The organism is Enterovibrio litoreus (genome assembly GCF_045679545.1).
Classification (GTDB): Bacteria; Pseudomonadota; Gammaproteobacteria; order Enterobacterales; family Vibrionaceae; genus Enterovibrio.
Map to the genome: position 1 here is coordinate 601016 of NZ_CP166195.1, position 18392 is coordinate 619407.

General features: G+C 48.3%; 16 protein-coding genes. 9 read left to right on the forward strand and 7 right to left on the reverse strand.

Annotated elements, in window-relative coordinates; all coding sequences use genetic code 11:
* Positions 1 to 265 precede the first annotated feature (265 nt).
* Positions 266 to 2155 (reverse strand): sigma-54-dependent Fis family transcriptional regulator, encoded by a 1890-nt coding sequence (locus tag AB8599_RS18165; protein WP_407334307.1) that lies wholly within the window; start codon positions 2153 to 2155, stop codon positions 266 to 268.
* A gap of 266 nt (positions 2156 to 2421) precedes the next feature.
* Between AB8599_RS18165 and AB8599_RS18170 the strand changes: the two genes are divergently transcribed.
* From AB8599_RS18170 to AB8599_RS18195, 6 genes are read left to right on the forward strand one after another with little or no spacing between them, the layout of a single operon-like run.
* The gene (locus tag AB8599_RS18170; protein ID WP_407334308.1) at positions 2422 to 3501 is read left to right on the forward strand and encodes an ABC transporter ATP-binding protein; all 1080 of its coding nucleotides are present in this window, start codon (positions 2422 to 2424) and stop codon (positions 3499 to 3501) included.
* Between the two features lie 10 nt (positions 3502 to 3511).
* Positions 3512 to 4648: an ABC transporter ATP-binding protein gene (locus AB8599_RS18175; protein WP_407334309.1), complete on the forward strand. Its 1137-nt coding sequence runs from the start codon at positions 3512 to 3514 to the stop codon at positions 4646 to 4648.
* Positions 4638 to 5507 carry a carbohydrate ABC transporter permease gene (locus AB8599_RS18180; protein WP_407334310.1) on the forward strand — a complete coding sequence of 290 codons (870 nt, stop codon included), beginning with the start codon at positions 4638 to 4640 and terminating at the stop codon, positions 5505 to 5507. The genes AB8599_RS18175 and AB8599_RS18180 overlap by 11 nt, the downstream gene beginning before the upstream one ends.
* 3 nt (positions 5508 to 5510) lie before the next feature.
* Complete coding sequence (locus AB8599_RS18185) at positions 5511 to 6308, forward strand: carbohydrate ABC transporter permease (RefSeq protein WP_407334311.1); 798 nt, start codon at positions 5511 to 5513, stop codon at positions 6306 to 6308.
* Between the two features lie 11 nt (positions 6309 to 6319).
* Positions 6320 to 6592: a DUF2160 domain-containing protein gene (locus tag AB8599_RS18190; protein ID WP_407334312.1), complete on the forward strand. Its 273-nt coding sequence runs from the start codon at positions 6320 to 6322 to the stop codon at positions 6590 to 6592.
* 25 nt (positions 6593 to 6617) lie between these two features.
* Complete coding sequence (locus tag AB8599_RS18195) at positions 6618 to 8351, forward strand: ABC transporter substrate-binding protein (protein ID WP_407334313.1); 1734 nt, start codon at positions 6618 to 6620, stop codon at positions 8349 to 8351.
* A 185-nt stretch (positions 8352 to 8536) separates the two neighbouring features.
* Here the strand turns inward: AB8599_RS18195 and AB8599_RS18200 are convergent, their stop codons facing one another.
* Positions 8537 to 10858 (reverse strand): response regulator, encoded by a 2322-nt coding sequence (locus AB8599_RS18200; RefSeq protein WP_407334314.1) that lies wholly within the window; start codon positions 10856 to 10858, stop codon positions 8537 to 8539.
* Between the two features lie 82 nt (positions 10859 to 10940).
* On the opposite strand from AB8599_RS18200, the gene AB8599_RS18205 reads away from it, so the two are divergent.
* On the forward strand, positions 10941 to 11723 hold the full coding sequence (locus tag AB8599_RS18205; protein WP_407334315.1) for an amino acid ABC transporter: 783 nt from the start codon (positions 10941 to 10943) through the stop codon (positions 11721 to 11723).
* 11 nt (positions 11724 to 11734) lie between these two features.
* Entirely contained in the window at positions 11735 to 12415 is a 681-nt protein-coding gene (locus tag AB8599_RS18210) for a flagellar brake protein (RefSeq protein WP_407334316.1), read from the forward strand.
* Between the two features lie 138 nt (positions 12416 to 12553).
* Here the strand turns inward: AB8599_RS18210 and hppD are convergent, their stop codons facing one another.
* The 3 genes from hppD to AB8599_RS18225 form a co-directional block, all read right to left on the reverse strand.
* Complete coding sequence (gene hppD / locus AB8599_RS18215) at positions 12554 to 13627, reverse strand: 4-hydroxyphenylpyruvate dioxygenase (RefSeq protein ID WP_407334317.1); 1074 nt, start codon at positions 13625 to 13627, stop codon at positions 12554 to 12556.
* Between the two features lie 201 nt (positions 13628 to 13828).
* Positions 13829 to 14188 (reverse strand): DUF2750 domain-containing protein, encoded by a 360-nt coding sequence (locus AB8599_RS18220; RefSeq protein WP_407334318.1) that lies wholly within the window; start codon positions 14186 to 14188, stop codon positions 13829 to 13831.
* 113 nt (positions 14189 to 14301) lie between these two features.
* The gene (locus AB8599_RS18225) at positions 14302 to 15204 is read right to left on the reverse strand and encodes a helix-turn-helix domain-containing protein (protein ID WP_407334319.1); all 903 of its coding nucleotides are present in this window, start codon (positions 15202 to 15204) and stop codon (positions 14302 to 14304) included.
* 187 nt (positions 15205 to 15391) lie between these two features.
* On the opposite strand from AB8599_RS18225, the gene AB8599_RS18230 reads away from it, so the two are divergent.
* Entirely contained in the window at positions 15392 to 16291 is a 900-nt protein-coding gene (locus tag AB8599_RS18230; RefSeq protein ID WP_407334320.1) for a DMT family transporter, read from the forward strand.
* Positions 16292 to 16588: 297 nt separating this feature from the next.
* Here AB8599_RS18230 and AB8599_RS18235 read toward each other — a convergent pair whose 3' ends face one another.
* Both AB8599_RS18235 and AB8599_RS18240 read right to left on the reverse strand, forming a co-directional pair.
* Positions 16589 to 16948: a hypothetical protein gene (locus AB8599_RS18235; protein WP_407334321.1), complete on the reverse strand. Its 360-nt coding sequence runs from the start codon at positions 16946 to 16948 to the stop codon at positions 16589 to 16591.
* 200 nt (positions 16949 to 17148) lie between these two features.
* A complete protein-coding gene (locus tag AB8599_RS18240) occupies positions 17149 to 18381 on the reverse strand; it encodes an ABC transporter substrate-binding protein (RefSeq protein ID WP_407334322.1) in 1233 nt (410 codons plus the stop codon).
* Positions 18382 to 18392: the final 11 nt, after the last annotated feature.

The following is an 18392-nucleotide window of genomic DNA, read 5'->3' on the forward strand; positions in this document are numbered from 1 at the left end:
GTCATAGCTATGAGACTAATGGCTTATATCTAACGCATTTAATTCACTTCACACCAAAAGGTTATTCGGCCACACAAACAGCAAAAACGAACAAAAATTAGCCACAATGCGTAAATTTGCCTGAATAGATATTTGCGACTCACTTCTAGTATTTATAACTTTGTTAACGGAACTTTTTATCTAAACACGCGAGTAAGTACATGAAATACGTGCAACAAGGCACGAAAAAAGAAAGGAAAAAGGGGGATAACTCTCACCACAGCGACTATTTCAAGCCCAATGAACGCAATCGCTTGTAAATAGTATTTCGACTCACGCCTGTCAGTTGCGCGATGCGGGAGATATTGCCATCCGTTGAGGTATACAGCGCAGGAAGGCTATCGCGCCAGTTTGGCGGTTGCTCTGTCGGACGAACGACGTCATGTTCTGGCTTTAGGGAAACAGAAGGTGTTTGCACATCTAAAAAGAAATCATCCGGCAGATGTTGAGTCTGAATACGCTCACCCTGTGACAAAGCCAAAGCCACACGAAGTGTGTTGACCAATTGGCGAATATTTCCCGGCCACGGGTGCTGAGCAAATAACTTGAACACGGCACGATCGATATCTACATTGTGATCCGCAGAAAGCTCTGGCAACAATGCGTTAACCAAGGGTTCAATGTCTGAGCGTTCACTCAACGCAGGTAAGAACAAGGTTAATCCGTTTATACGGTAATAAAGGTCATCTCGGAATCGTTTCTCGGCTACCGCTGATCGCAACGACTCGTGGGTTGCACATATCACACGAAAATCGACAGGATAGCTTTCTGTGCTGCCCAGTGGGGTGACGGCTTTTTCTTGCAATACTCTCAACAATCGAGCCTGTACATGCAGCGGCATGTCACCAATTTCATCCAGCATCAAGGTGCCCCCATCTGCTTGACGAATATAGCCCATGCTGCCTTTCGCATTGGCACCCGTAAACGCCCCTTTTACATAACCAAATAGTTCTGATTCCACCAATTCGGCCGGGATCGCGGCACAGTTCACCGCCACCAGCTTTTTCTTGGCTCGGTTTGACGATGCATGAACAGCTTTCGCAAACACCTCTTTGCCGACACCCGTTTCCCCCTGAATCACCAATGGAATATCGCTGTTAACCACACTGAGTGCCTGCCGTATGGCCTTTTGCATTTGAAGGTCGCCGAGATCAAGGTGTGGCAACTGGCGCTCGTTTGGCGTAATGGCTTCCTGTTTTGCCGTTGGCGCAGGCGGAGCGGCCGAAAATGCCGGCGCGTGCACTGGAATGGGGGAACGTATTGCGCGCGTCATGGGCTGCTTTATCGCGCCAAACAGTCGGTATTTAGACAGACCAATAAAAGAAAGAGGGTGATTCTCAGGGTGCACAGACAGTTTCAGCGCGGAAATTCCCGTCACGTCCTCAATACTCAAACCTGCCAATGTTTGCCCCACGAGAAGATCAGCGCGTCGATTAGCAGCCACGATGTCTCCGCTTTCGTTAAACACCAATAACCCCGCCCATTGGCTCGTAAGGTTGTCGCTACTGGTGTTGAAAATAAGCATATGGTGATGATGACGATAAGTTGCGATGATCAGCTGGTTCTCAACCGCCTGTGTCATCACCTTTACCATGCCGTTAACATGAGAGGTGGGCAGATAGGCATCTGATGATATGTTTAATACACCTACAAGATGACGATCGCTGTTGTAAATAGGCGCTGCAGAGGCCGTCATATAACGGTTGGCGATCAAATAGTGTTCATCGCGCCCCACTGCCACGGCTTCGCCCGTTTGCAAAGCCGTTCCCACGGCATTCGTGCCATTGTACTTCTCTAACCAGCTTGTCCCTTGGTCAAACAGATGCTTTTCCATTTGGCTAACAAAACCCGGCCGTCCCCAGCGGCTCAACAAATTGCCATCGTTGTCTGCCAGCAGCACAAGGCTATTACTGTTCACCAAGATATTTTCATAGAAAGGCAGGACTTGCTCTTGAGTGGTCGAAATCAGGTCATTAGATCGATCACGGGCATCTTGCCACTGCCCCTGATCCAACTGAACGATTTCTGGCGTGCTCTTTGGTGACAGCCCAAGAGACTGACAACGACGCCAAGATGCCTGAATAATCTCATCATGAGAGTGAGCTATATCGCTCATTACAACTTCCTTCCATGCGCATTCGAACAGAAAAAGAGCGTTAAGCATTGTTCACATTTTGTTAACAGTCAACACAATGGTTAACACTTTTTCCACACAAAAAGCGTCCTCTCTTCTTTAAAGAATCTGAAAATCAATTAGTTAACAATTATTTAACTATTGGCATGGTTCTAGCGTATGTCATTCGGAATGTGATGAAGATGCGCGTTTTCGCAAAACGGTTTCTGCGCAACCGCATCAACCCAAACACGTATCAGGGAGCCTTCATGTCACTTGAACTAAAGAATGTCACAAGGATAAGTAATAACGAAGTGTGGCTGGACAACATCGATCTGCGTATCGAACCCGGCTCATTCAACGTTTTACTTGGTAGAACCTTGGCAGGTAAAACCAGCTTAATGCGATTAATGGCAGGGTTAGATAAGCCGTCTTCTGGCAAAGTGTTATTCAACGGCCAAGATGTCACGGGCGTGCCTGTTCGCGAACGTAACGTGTCTATGGTGTACCAGCAGTTTATCAATTACCCCAACATGACGGTGTATGAAAACATCGCCTCGCCGCTGCGCTTAGAAAAGCAACCTCAGCACATCATCAAAGCGCGCGTCCAAGAAATTGCTGAGATGCTTCACATAGAGACTTTTCTTAATCGCCTGCCGCTTGAACTATCAGGCGGCCAGCAACAGCGTACAGCCATGGCGCGGGCGTTAGTGAAAAATGCCGATTTGATATTGTTCGATGAACCTTTGGTGAACCTCGACTACAAGTTGCGCGAAGAGTTGAGACAAGAAATGCGCGAGTTGTTTGCAGAACGCAACACGATTGCAGTGTACGCCACCACGGAACCAAATGAAGCCTTGGCGCTGGGCGGCAATATTCTGTTAATGCATGAAGGTCAGGTGATCCAATCTGGCCCGACGGCAGAGGTTTACCACCACCCCGCATCCGTCACCAGTGCAGATCTGTTCGGCGAGCCACCCATCAATCTTATTCGAGGCAGCGTCGGTGACGGCAATGTCTCCTTTGATGAGCATATCCATTTCCCGCTTAATACCGATTTGGGCGAATTAAAAGACGGTCAATATCAGTTTGGCATTCGCCCTAACCATCTCAGTTTAGTTCCGCACAATGACGACGATCTCGAACTTTCCGTTGACGTTGAGCTCGCAGAGATCAGTGGCAGCGAAACTTTTCTTCATGTTCGCAACCGCGACATCAACATGGTGCTGCACCTACCCGGTGTTCACGACTACGCCGTAGACGCAAAAATCAGCATCTATGTGCCCACGCATAAGCTCTATGTCTTTGACCAGTCACAGCAGCTCATTCAATCTGCGCGCCGTTTGTGAGGAGCTAAACATGGCAGAAATTATTCTCGATTCACTGGCGCATTCATACTCGCCCTCACCGCAGGGACGAAGCGACTACGCCATCAGAAAAATGACACACACTTGGCGAAACGGCGGAGCCTATGCCTTGCTAGGCCCATCAGGCTGCGGTAAAAGCACCATGTTGAATATTATTTCCGGTTTGTTGACGCCTTCCGAAGGAAAAGTTGTGTTTGACAAGCAGGATGTTAGCCAACTTGCACCGCAGGAAAGAAACATCGCGCAGGTATTCCAGTTTCCCGTGGTGTACGACACCATGACGGTATACGACAACCTCGCCTTTCCCCTTCGCAACATGAAAACCCCCGAAGCCAAAGTGCGATCGCGTGTCAGTGAGGTCGCAGAGCTTCTCGAACTCACGCCCGTGTTAGACAAACGCGCCAGTAATCTCACGGCGGATGAAAAGCAAAAAGTTTCCATGGGGCGCGGATTGGTGCGCGAAGATGTCTCGGCGATTTTGTTTGATGAACCCCTCACGGTGATCGACCCACACCTGAAATGGAAACTGCGCCGCAAGCTACGCCAGATTCACGAGCAGTTCCACATCACGATGATTTACGTCACGCACGACCAGCTTGAAGCCGCCACCTTTGCCGAAGAAATTGCCGTGATGTATGACGGTACGATTGTGCAATTTGGTACTCCTCGCGAGTTGTTTGAATCTCCCAACCATACCTTTGTGGGCTTCTTTATTGGTAGCCCGGGCATGAACTTATTGCCCGTGAAAAGAACCGCTGATGGCAATGTCAGTTTTGAAGATATCTCGCTTCCGCTCACGCCAGAGCAACGCGATGTATTGGCCGCGACAGACAGTGACAACATCAAAGTGGGTATTCGACCTGAGTTCGTGCATTTGTGGCAGGAAAAGCGCGAGCATGCGTGGCAAGTGCCCGTGCAATACGTTGAAGATCTGGGCACCTACAAGATCGTCACCGTACGCTTTGGTAGCCAGACACTAAAACTGCGTATCGCAGAAGAAGCGCCCGTTCCGAAAGACCAGGCCTACATTAGTTTCCCCGCACAATGGCTAAAGCTGTATGTGGATGAATACCTGACGGGAGAGCCGCAACACGTGGCATTGGAAACGGGAGATCAAGATGCAGACTAAAACTGAAAACAACCGTGCGTGGTTGCTTGTCACACCCGTGTTTTTGCTGGTCGCCTTCTCTGCCATCATCCCATTGATGACGGTGGTGAACTATTCCATTCAAGACATTTTTGACCAAAACACTCGCTATTTTGTCGGCACAGAATGGTATAGAGAAATCCTCAATGATCCGCGCCTACACGATTCGCTAGTTCGCCAGTTTATCTACTCTTTTTGCGTATTAGCGATAGAAATTCCACTCGGCATCGCCGTGGCATTGACCATGCCCGCGAAAGGCTTGAAAGCCTCCATTGTGTTGATTGTTCTGGCTGTACCGCTGCTGATCCCTTGGAACGTAGTGGGCACAATTTGGCAGATTTTCGGCCGTGCCGACATCGGCTTGCTGGGCTGGTTTCTCAACAACATTGGTGTGAGCTACAACTATGCATCCGACCCCATAGACGCATGGATCACCGTGCTCGTGATGGATGTGTGGCATTGGACATCCTTGGTTGCCCTGCTGTGTTACTCGGGGCTTCGCGCCATTCCTGATGTGTATTACCAAGCGGCGAAAATCGACCGTGCATCCAACTGGGCGGTATTTCGCTATATCCAACTGCCCAAGCTAAAAAGCGTGTTGCTGCTGGGTGTTCTGCTGCGCTTTATGGACAGCTTTATGATCTACACCGAGCCCTTTGTACTCACGGGCGGTGGCCCCGGAAACTCTACCACCTTCTTGTCGCAAGCCCTGACCAAAATGGCAGTCGGTCAGTTTGATATTGGCCCTGCGGCGGCGTTCTCTATTATTTACTTTTTGATCATTTTGCTGGTTTGTTGGGTGTTCTACACCGCCATGACCCGCATGGACGCGAGGAATTAAGCCATGACAAAAAAATCGATTGGCCTCTCTGCCTATATCCTCTTTTTAATGCTGCCTATTTATTGGTTGCTGATGATGTCGTTCAAAACCAACGAGGAAATATTGGGCGGTCTCACCTTCTGGCCACAGGCTTTCACCTTAGATAATTACATCATTATTTTCTCAGACCCGAGTTGGTATAACGGGTACCTGAACTCACTCACTTACGTCACCATGAACACCGTGTTGTCGTTATCGGTTGCCTTGCCCGCCGCCTATGCGTTTTCACGCTATCGGTTCGTTGGCGACAAACACCTGTTCTTCTGGCTGCTCACTAACCGCATGGCGCCACCTGCTGTGTTCCTGTTGCCATTTTTCCAGCTCTACAGCTCGGTGGGCTTGTTTGACACCCACATCGCCGTTGCCCTCGCACACTGTTTGTTCAACGTGCCATTGGCCGTGTGGATCTTGGAAGGCTTCATGTCTGGCGTACCGAAAGAAATCGACGAAACCGCCCAAATCGATGGCTACAGTTTCCCGCGTTTCTTTGTGCTGATCTTTCTTCCCATGATCCGCTCTGGCATCGGTGTCACGGCATTTTTCTGCTTTATGTTCAGTTGGGTGGAATTGCTCCTGGCACGAACGCTCACGTCGGTAAACGCCAAACCCATTGTTGCCACCATGACCCGCACCGTGAGTGCGTCAGGTATCGACTGGGGCGTGTTGGCTGCCGCCGGCGTGTTAACCATCGTTCCCGGTTTATTGGTGATTTGGTTTGTTAGAAACCATGTCGCTAAAGGTTTTGCATTAGGACGTGTTTAAGGAGAAATACAATGAGTTGGATGGCCTGGACACTCCCAAGCGCCCTGTTTTTTATCACCATCGGCTGCATGTTGACAGCGATGACCGTACTCGAAGTACTTCGGCCTTGTGTAGAAAGGAAAGGATTTTTGCCTATCAGCACAACCCGAGGTGATCGATTATTTATAGGCCTGCTCAGCAGTGCTTATATCCACCTTTTCTTCATCGGCATGACAGACCTACCCATCTGGTATCCCTTCGGGATTTCCGTCGTATGGTTAGTGGCTGTGATCCGCTGGGGTTAGGGAAAAACGACAAAGGAGCGAAACTATGAAGCAATTGTCTGCTGTATCCAAGTGGACCCCTCTCGGGTTCATGATAGGGTTGTTACTGGCACCGGCGGCGCTCGCCGATCAGTACAGCGACGCAGCAACGAAGTGGGTTGATGATGAATTTACCCCTTCTACGCTTAACAAAGATGAGCAGCTGAAGGAAATGGCATGGTTCACGAACGCAGCCAAACCCTTCCGCGGTATGGAAATCAAAGTCGTATCCGAAACCATCACCACTCATGAATATGAATCGAAAGTGCTGGCAAAGGCTTTTGAGCAGATCACGGGTATTAAGGTCACTCATGACCTGATCCAAGAAGGTGATGTGGTTGAAAAACTGCAAACTGAAATGCAATCAAACCGCAGTATCTATGATGCTTACATCAACGATTCTGACCTGATTGGGACACACTTCCGTTACGGCAAAGTGTTCCCTATCAGTGACTACATGGAAGGCGAAGGCAAAGATGTCACACTGCCAACGCTGGATCTGAATGACTTCATTGGCCTCAGTTTTACCACTGGCCCGGACGGAAAACTTTACCAACTGCCTGATCAGCAGTTTGCCAACCTTTACTGGTTCCGCGCCGATTGGTTTGCTCGCGCTGACCTCAAAGCCAAGTTCAAAGACATCTATGGCTACGATCTGGGCGTCCCTGTGAACTGGTCAGCCTATGAAGACATCGCTGAGTTCTTTACCGTTCATGTTAAAGAAATCGATGGCGAGCGTGTTTATGGCCACATGGATTACGGCAAGAAAGACCCCTCCCTTGGCTGGCGTTTTACTGATGCATGGTTCTCCATGGCAGGGGCCGGAGACAAAGGCATTCCAAACGGTATCCCTGTTGATGAGTGGGGCATTCGTGTCGATGGTTGCTCACCGGTAGGGTCAAGCGTAGAACGTGGCGGTGCAACCAATGGCCCAGCGGCCGTATTCGCGACCACCAAATACGTGGATTGGTTACAGAAATATGCACCACCAGAAGCACAAGGCATGACTTTCTCTGAGGCAGGCCCCGTGCCCGCACAAGGATCGATTGCACAGCAAATTTTCTGGTACACGGCGTTTACCGCTGACATGACTAAGCCTGGTCTGGCGGTTGTGAACCCGGATGGCACGCCAAAATGGCGCATGGCACCATCGCCACGCGGTCCATATTGGGAAGATGGCATGAAGTTGGGCTATCAAGACACAGGTTCATGGACACTGATGAAGTCTACCGAACCTAAACGTCGTATGGCAGCTTGGTTGTATGCGCAGTTTACGGTTGCTAAAACCGTGTCACTGAAGAAAACCCTCGTTGGATTAACGCCAATTCGTGAGTCTGATATTAACTCTCAGGCAATGACCGATGTTGCACCGACACTTGGCGGTCTGGTGGAGTTCTACCGCAGCCCAGCGCGTGTGCAGTGGACGCCAACGGGCACCAATGTGCCTGATTATCCAAAACTGGCACAGCTTTGGTGGCAATACATTGCTGAAGCAGCAAACGGTGAGAAAACACCACAAGAAGCATTGAACGGTTTGGCCGCTGCACAAGACAAGGTGTTACAACGTCTTGAACGTGCCAACGTACAAGGTGAATGTGGACCTAAACTGAACAAACCTCGCGACGCAGAATACTGGCTGAACTTGCCAGGTGCACCGAAAGCGAAACTGCAGAACGAGAAGCCACAAGGGCAAACCATCAATTACGATGCACTGCTTGAAGAGTGGAAATCCGCGCTTTAACCGCATGATTGAGACCTCTCTTCGATAGAGTAAAGGTCGCAGCTAGAAACTAGAAACTAGAAACGCCCCAAGGGTTTTATCTGGGGCGAACAAAAGCAAAAACGCCTGCGAATTCGCAGGCGTTTTTTTGTTCATGATCACGGTTCAAACTCGTCACGAATGCGCGTGACTATCACTCGCCACCATTAGCTCGTTTGGGCTTTCTCTTGCATAGAGCCAGGCATGTACAATTTGATCATTTTCTCCAAATCGGCTTTTCTCACTGGTTTGGCAATGTAGTCATCCATACCGGATTTCAAACATTCATCCCTGTCTTGTGCTGTTGCATTGGCCGTCAGCGCAACAATGGGCGTCTGCGGCGCATAACCGTGCTCTCTCAACAACCTAGAAGCTTGATATCCATCCATGATGGGCATTTGGCAGTCCATGAAAATCAGATCAAAGCTGTCTTCTTGGCACATATCCAACGCCACTTTGCCATTTTCAGCCACAACAACGTCAACGCCTAAGCGTGATAACATCGCCTGAACAACACGCTGATTAACCAAGGTATCTTCCACAACCAACACACGACCGTCATAAGAATCCGATACTTCTACTTGTCGCGCGGGTAGCGTCTTATCCGTTTTCTCCCCCGTCATTGAAATCACACCAAACTGCGCTTGCTGATTTCGCAAAATGCGCGCCAAAATATTCTTCAAATCATTAAATTTATAAGGGCGTGATAAATAGCCTTCAATGTGAAAGCTCTCAAGCTTGACGCTGTCGTGCATCTCAGGTGCAGCCGTAATCATCATTAAGCTTGGGCAACGCTTACCAAACCGGTTACGCAATTTCGATGCGATAGAAAATCCGTCGGTGTTCGGCATTAATTTATCGAGAATGACGATCTTATATGGCCTTGACGTTTCAATACGCTCGGCGATCATCTCTTCTGCATCTTCAGGGTGTACACAGCAAGAAACCTGACATCCCATATTGCCGAGTTGCGCACTGGTAATACGCATATTCAGACGGCTATCATCTACCAGCAACATGGCGGAATCCGAAAACAGAAGAGAATCAACAGGAGTACCTTCAGGAATCGAGGCTCGCTCAAAAGACAGAGTAAAGTAGAAACGGCTTCCTTCGCCTTCCGTGCTTTCAAGCAATAAATACCCTCCCATCAATTCGACGATCTGACTTGAAATGGCCAACCCTAAACCCGTACCGCCAAAGGTACGGCTCATGCTGCCATCCGCTTGTTCAAACTTTTCGAAAATGGCGTCTTGTTTATCCGCGGGAATACCAATCCCCGTATCGCGAACTTCAAACAATACCGTGCATTGTCCACCCACATCATCTTGCTGCTTGATAGACACATGAATACTGCCGCGTTGGGTGAATTTCACTGCATTCCCCACCAAGTTAATCATGACCTGACGCAGACGCGCTGCATCTCCTATCAGAATGGGGGAAAGACTTTCATCAACATGGCAATCAAATTCGAGGTCTTTTTCTTTGGTTCGCAAGCGGAACAGGTGTTCAATGTCTCGGTTGAGCTCAAACAGATTGAGTTCAAGCATTTCAAGCTCAAATTTTCCCGCTTCAATTTTCGAGAAATCCAGAATGTCATTAATGATGTCGAGCAACGACAGCGATGAGGTTTCGAGCATGTCGATAAACTCTTGCTGCTCTTCGTCGAGCGTGGTGCCCTTTAGCAACGACGCCATGCCAATGATCCCATTCATCGGTGTGCGTATCTCGTGACTCATATTGGCAAGGAATTCACTTTTTTTCAGGTTAGCGTCTTCAGCGTGGGCTTTGGCTTCATGGAGATCTGCGCTGTATTCGCGCATTTTTTCTACTGTGGTGTTGTACTGAGTGTAAAGCGTGACCAACTCCTCACCGACTTTACTTTTGGGCGCATCGATGAGTTTGGGCATGTTGTCGATGTCAAACTTGGTCACGCCCTGAGAAATCCAAATCAATGGCCTCACCACATCGACGTAAACAATGAAGAACACCGTCCCCCCCAGAATTAAGGTCGAGCCACCTAAAAACAGTAGCAGCATGACAAAGCGTTCGGTAAGTGCGTTGTAAACACCTTGCAAACTGACTTCAATCTGGACAAAACCCAGTTCGTATTCGTTGCCGAACTGATTCTTAGTCAGTGGCCATTGATAGGAAATTTTAGGGTCTGGCGGACTTTTTCCTTCTTCAGCCACGAGCCGATCCGCATCAAAAACCCGAATATAGGTGATGTCGGGGTGTTGAAATATCCCCTTGGTAATCACGCGCACTTGGTCTAAATCTTCTTGCCACATACTGCCAACAATACTCGGCAGGTCCGTTTCTTTGACCAATAATGCATTTTCTCGTAGCTGCTCAGTACGAGATTGATAATCCAAATACAACGCAAATGCTGCCACTAAAAATGCCATAAGACTGCAGACAAATAGAATTCTGCCAACCAATCTGGCGGCCATACTGGAAGGCTGATGAAGATTCTCTTTTTGATTCAACATAGTCTAGGCTTATGGGTGTCTTATATATGGCTCATTGTTCTCTAATAATAGTCATAAATCACAAACTTGGATGACGATTACTATGTCCAGAAAAAATGTGTTTGCTTCTCTTCTGTTCTTAAAGCCCTTATGCATCTTGGCGGGTCTTCTACTCAGCACCAATGCCGCTGCATGGACGCTAGATTATTACGTTGTTCAAGACCAAGCTGAGCCGCTACAAATTCAAGACAATGGAAAACAGCACCGCGGCATTGTGACGGATATACTCTACAAAGCCCTCGAAGGGACAACGCATGAACTTCGTATCCATACCTATCCCTTCAACCGTATGATTGTTGAAATGACCCAGAACCAAGATACAAATTGGGTCAGCTATGGCAGCCCCCTGTGGGGTGACATGCAAGCAGCAAACCTGTCGTCACAACCTCTTTTTGAGGTTGAGCACAGCATTGTCAGCAATGCCAAGAATGTTTTGCCCTATCACTCCCCAAACGATCTCGATGGAAAAATCGCAGTATTACTGTTTGGGTTCAATTACCCAGGCTTAGATACAAAAATCGATAAAGGGGAAGTAAGTGAAGTGAGGGTGAAAAACCATGCCGCGGCATTTCGTGTGGTCGACCGACTCAAAGACACTGGTTTTTTTGTCGAAATGGACATTCGTATCAAATACCATTTGAAACGTCTCGGTTTTACCAATAAAGACTATACGCTGCAGACAATGAATAACCTGATCCCTAACTACAACATTCACTTAGCTTATGCTCCGGGTATTGACCCCGCAATAAGCAACTTCCTCGATATGCGCCTAAAGCAAATGGCGCAGAACAATGAGATAAAGCCCATTATCGACAGCTACCTGTAACGGAAACCGCTATGCAATCGTTAAAAACCGAAGGTTCTGACAATTTCTATCGACTGCTCGCCGTCGGCGCTAGATTGAACATTGAACTTTCTGATGACCCACGAAAAATGCAGGTAGCCTCTCGGCTTGTCGGCTATCGAAAAGACCAGTTTCTACTGATTGACTGCCCAACGGGCAATGACCCCATCATTGAGCGCTTTTACATTCCCAACAACGAAATCATTGTTCGCGCCATTACAGATAGCGAATTCAGAGACGTGATTGCCTTTCGTTGTTTTGTAATGGGAGTCATACAAAAGCCCATTCGATTGCTGATCATTTCCATTCCCGAAAACATTGCACACCGACAGATCCGACAAGAACCACGCATCGACACCAATATGCCGCTTCGCATCCAATGCAGTGAAGGTACTTTTAGCGGGAAAATGACCGACTATTCCGTATCCGGATGTTGCCTTGAAGTGACCGCCGACGAACACCTTCTCTTTGAAGATGAAACGCTAGAGATCTTCATTGATTACGGTAGCGACCTGAAAGGAAAAATCCAAGGCACTGTGGTGGCGGTGAATAACGATAGAAGCCCACCAACGGCGGGTGTTCGATTTGATGAAAGCGGATCAGCGCTTCGAAAAGAGTTCTTCTATCAATTGCTGTTTGATATCCGCAAGAATGACAAATCGTTGGATGTTTAACGTAACGTCAACGATAAGACACCAAACTTAGCGTAAACAGGCTGCCGGTTTCGACGAAACTGACAGCCAAATCCTCTTTTCTCGGCGTTCTAGCCGTTCTCGTTTCTCTTGTTTTCCGTATCGACTTCTTAAATGCGGCTAGCCCGCATCCAATACACCTCGACGGATTTGATCCAGTTCAATCGATTCAAATAAGGCCTGAAAATTCCCTTCACCAAACCCTTGATTGCCTTTACGTTGAATAATTTCAAAGAAGACAGGGCCGATCACGGTATCAGTAAAGATCTGAAGCAGAATGCCTGTACTCACATTGCCATCAATCAACACACGAAGGTCACGAAGTTGTTCAACACTCTCGTTGTGGCCTTCTACGCGCGCATTCACTTTCTCGTAGTAAGTGTTGGGCGTATCCATAAAGCGCATCCCACGTGCACGGAGAGTGTCAACGGTTTGATAAATATCATCGGTGCTTAACGCGATGTGTTGAATGCCCTCGCCGTTATAGGCGTCAAGGTACTCGGCGATCTGAGATTTATCGTCACTTGATTCATTGATAGGGATCCGAATTTTCCCGCAAGGGGCTGTCAGAGCACGAGACTTCAGCCCCGTCAGTTTTCCTTCGATATCGAAAAAGCGGATCTCTTTAAAGTTGGCAATTCGCTCGTAGAAATCTGACCATACATCCATGTTGCCTTTTTCGACATTGTGCGTGAGGTGATCAATCACCTTCAACCCAGCATCTGCGGCTGTCAATGTCTCCTGCCAATCTGGATAATAGTTGAAATCAATGTCGTAGATTTCACTGTCACCATAGCGATCAACTAGATATAAATACGAGCCCCCAATGCCATGAATGGCTGGAATGTTCAGCTCCATTAAGCCAACACGGGGCTCACAGGCTTGCGCACCTTGCTTCACCGCATAGTGCATCGCGTGGGCAGAATCTTTCACCCGAAACGCCATCGCATTCACACTAGCGCCATGCTGCTTCGCAAAACCTTCGGCTTGTGAATCATGTTCGCCGTTAACAATAAAATTAATGTCCCCTTGGCGATAAAGCCACACGTCTTTATGTTTGTGTTTGGCAATTTCAGCAAAACCCATCAATGAGAACAGGGTTTTCAGCTCAGCAATACCCTTAGGATTGGGTGCTGTGTATTCAACAAACTCGAAACCGTCCGTCCCCATTGGGTTAATGGTTGTATTCGTCATGCTCATTCCTCCAGCCAAGCTTGCCATTCGGCACATCGTTTGCCCTTTCAGTCGGCACCATGCCAAAAACTCGCCAACAAATTCACTAAAAGGAATAGCAGTCGGTAAGCAGAAACAGCAACGCAAGCGGGCGCTCCTGAAATCAACACGCTGTAAAGGAGGTTTTGTACAAGGAGATTGACAGTGCGCAGTCACGCACTGTTAATTGGGTAAGCTGGCCTGTAAATATCGTGCGACCATATCTGCCGCTTCGACTTCTTCACCGCAAAGATCGGTTCCCCAATCAGGCCCCAGCATCACCGCATCTTGCGCGAGATCCACCAGCCATTCGTCGATAAATTCAGAGATGGAAATAGACACGGGCGAGAAATCTTCCCACTCATCAACACAATGAATGGCCGCCGCCTCTCTTGAAGACCAAAACGGCATGACGTCAGTCTCTTCATAAATGGTCGAGTCACAAATCACCCAGCCATCTTTACACTGTAAACCCCATACCTCTCCGCGAGAGCGGGAAGTGGCAACGAACTGCTCTACGGGCGTCGCTTCAATGGTTGTCATGCCCTTTCTCCTGATATGCGCAAAGTCTTGTATTGAGCCTACAAATGGCAAGCTAACACTTCAATTTATGCAGTAGAAATGGGGGGTTGTGTATCAAGATTGAGGATTTGGTGTTAGTGGCGGCTAGATTGCTCTCGACGAAACGCAGCAGGCGTAGCGCCCACTCTTAATTTGAATTGTTGAGAGAGGTGTTGTTGGGATGAAAAGCCACATGCTGACGCCACATCAACCAGTGACAAGCTGTTTTGAGTAAGCAGGATTTTGGCCAACTCTACGCGACGAAACAGCACATATTGGTGCGGCGTACAGCCAAAACTGGTTTTGAACATGCGCGCAAAATGAAATTCACTTAGCTGAGTGAGTGTAGCCAAATCATTCAACGAAAACGCGGTTGACAGGTTTTCTTCCACATATTCAATCACTCGTCGCTGATTTTGAGGCGATAGCCCACCGGACGCAACAGCCAGTTTTAACGGTTGATGACAATATTGCCTGACCATATGCAGCAGCAACATTTGCTGCGCATGAGACAACATCAGCCTATCGGTGCTTTGTGACCAATCCAGTTTCAACATAGTTTGGCGAACCAGTTGACTGACAAACGGATCGTCAACGAATGTGCACTCTTTCAGCTCAATGTGGCGACCTTCTTTGTCGAACACCTGTTCAGCGAAGCGCTGCAAATGCGATTGTTCGAAATAGAAATGAAAGAAGCGAAAAGGGTCAGCGAATGCCCAGTCAGAGCGGTGATCTTTAGGCATCAAACACAGTTTGTCTTCGCCACCATAAAGATCGCCCGCGCCAGAGCAGCGCTTAGTGTTCTGACCACCGGAAACATAGAAACTCAAGGTGTGATGACCCGGCTTGTCATAGCTCGCACTGCCGTGGCTATTGCTCCACACGGCCGCCCCCAAACCATTATCCAACCAGACATCGCCATGCAACTTCGCCGTATTATTACGTAACACGTTGTAAACACGTTGCCTTTTCATTCCCTGAGGAGAATCTTTATCCATACCGCCCCTACTCCGTTATCTGTTCAATATATCTGCTGTTTTCCTCTATGGGTACTGAGTGCATGAGAAAAGCGCAAGAATCTATAAAAGCAGCAGGAATATGAAAGTCACCACGCTGACTTGGCGTTAGTGTGAAGGCATAAAAACAACAATGTCATCTGGCTAGTAAGAAAAGGAGTAGTGGCAAATGAATGCAATATTGTATGCAGTAACTGTGTTTATTTGGGGGTCAACCTGGCTGGCTATCGCATACCAGATCGGCGACACACCTGTCGCGGTCTCTGTTGGCTGGCGGTTTGGGTTGGCTTCCCTCGCCCTATTTTTCGTATTAATTGCGCGTAACGCACTTCCTAAACTCACCCGTGAAAACCACAAAATGGCGGCGCTGCTGGCCTTGTGTCTGTTTTCCAACAATTTCCTGTGCTTTTACGCCGCAACGCAATACTTGCCCAGCGGGTTGAATGCCGTGGTGTTTTCATTAGCACCCATCTTGAACGCATTGAATCTTTGGTGGCTTGAAAAACGTCGCCCGACAGGCACCTTTGTACAAGGCGCGTTAATGGGCTTTATTGGGGTTGTGCTCTTGTTCGGTTCGCAATTCCTAAGCGCAGACATGGATACCACTATTTTCGTTGGCCTGGGTCTTTCTTTGGTCGGCACTTACTTTTTCTCTATGGGCAATATGGTGTCCGCCCGCGCCCAGAAAAAAAGCATGCCGCTGTTGCCAACAACAGCGTGGGCAATGGGCTACGGCGCGATTTACTTGTTTACTATCGCACTGATTATGGGAGATTCGCTCGCCATCTCCACCACTCCCCTGTACGTTTCTGCACTGATATATCTCGCGATCATTGGCTCTGTCGTTGGCTTCAATACTTACCTTGCTTTAGTAGGGCGCATCGGCGCCGACAAAGCCGCTTACTGTACCGTGCTGTTCCCTTTGGTGGCCCTTTCTCTGTCTACCGTGTTTGAAGGGTATGAATGGACGTGGATGTCGATACTGGGCGTCGTGTTGGTTATTGCCGGAAACCTGCGTGTGTTCGGCCTACCTGAGCCTGTGAAGCGTTGGTATCTCGCCCACCGATAACCATACCCAAACGATCTGGAGTCGCTCGCACGGAGCGAGCTACTCTGCCGCAAGCTGAATCACCCACACCATACTGATCAACACAGGCCAAAGCCAAGTCGGTATGCCAAGTGTAAATCGGTTAATCGCGTGGGTGCTTTGTTCGTTTTGATTGTCCATGCGTTTGTCCTCGTTCTGTTCAACAAGGACAATTAAACCCGATCAAGCGGGTGTTAATGAGGAGGTTAAGTGGCATTGTGGTGAGCAATTGTGGCGAATTAAGGCAACCGCCGTGTTGGTTGGCAAAGAGTGTTACCACTACACCTTAAAATCGTAACTGCGTTCGCCATTTTGTGGTGTGATGGTTTTTTCTACTTGCTTCAGTAGTTGCTGTTGACCTTGGGTGTAGGCGGAAAACTTGGCCATTTTGGCTTCTTGATCAGCAACACGATCAATCAGACCACGATAGTCACCGCGCTGCGGGGCATCTTGCTCTGCTTTCTCCGCCCTCATTTTCTCAACACGTTCTTGGCGAAGCGTCTCAGCGCGTTCGCTCATCGACTGCTCTTTGGCTGACGTCACACCGTCATTACGCGCAGCATTGGCATCATCGCGTTCTTTCTGGCGAGATGTCATCAAGCTATTGTTCGAGTAACTGGTATTAATCAGATTTGGCATTGCATTTCCCACTTTCTAAGTTGCTGGCTATGTCGATGAATATCGGCTGTCAGCATTTTTGCCAACGTAATCTTAACTCTAGTACAGCCCCTTTCGAGTGGAAGCATTTTTCTGCTTAACATCACAAAAAAATAAGCAAGCATCGAGAGACTGATGCTTGCTTATTGCTATTAAAAACCCTTTATCTATCTGAAATATTTCTATTTAAAGGTACGCTGACGCGTTTTCTCTAACTTCTCTAAAATGGCATCAATGCGATCAGGGTGCACCATATATTGTTGGAAACCTTTCATGCCTTCTTTTGCCATTGCAGGGTCGGTATCACGGTCATAGAACTGTGCGGTGCCCTCAGCCGCACCCAACATCACCACCCCCGCGTTAAGGTACTCATCGTCTTTTGGCGTGGCTTTGTTGTTGGTCGGGATTTGCAGCATCGCTTCATTGATCATGGTTTGGATCTCAGGCGTTGCGACAAAGGCGAGGAACTTACGCGCATCTTCTTTATTTTTGGCTTTGCTCGGAATGTGCAAGGTATCCATTGGCGCATCTTCTGCCATGGGCACTTTCGGGTCGATCACCGGGAATTGGAAGAAACCCATGTTAGGACGCACTTCATCAGTGAAGTTTGCCGCTAAGAAATTCCCCATCAAATACATCGCCGCTTCACCGTTGTATAAAAATGGCTGCGCTTCTTGCCAAGAGTAAGAGGCGTGATTTTTAAGGTAGTAACCCGGTTCAACCAAATCATTCCACTTGGTAAACACCGCTTTTACTCGCGGATCAGTGTAAGGAATTTTGCCGTCCATCAGGTCGATATGAAAATCCAAACCATTTATGCGCATGTTCAAATAATCAAACCAGCCCGCCGCCGTCCACAAGTACTTAGTCCCGATGGTAAATGGCGTGACACCGTTGTCACTCAGTGTCTTCGATGCAGCCACCAGATCTTCCCACGTTTTCGGTACAGCGATACCGTATTTGTCGAACAGATCTTTACGGTAGTAGATGCCCCATTGGTAATAAGTATAAGGCACGCCATATTGTTTGCCTTTTATGGTCATGGCTGGCACTGCGCTGGCAAAATCTTTTTTCATGCCGTTAGCTGCCCAGAGATCACTGACATCTTCAAACAAACCGCGATCGACAAAAGTTTTCATCCGGTTACCCGCGTACCAAAACACCACATCCGGCGGAGAGGTCACCAGCCAGTTACGGATTGTCGTCTTGTACGCCTCGTGATCATACAGGTTATATTTCACCTCTATGTCTGGGTTTTCTTGTTCAAACTTGGCGATCACTTCTGCCCACGCTTTTTTCGGCGCGGGATCAGAGGCATCCGAATTGATGACCAGCGTCCCAGCCGCAACCGAGCCACTTAGCACAAGCAATAGGGAGCACAGTGCGCCCAACCCTTTTTTCGTAAGTGTTCTCATTTTTGTCTTCC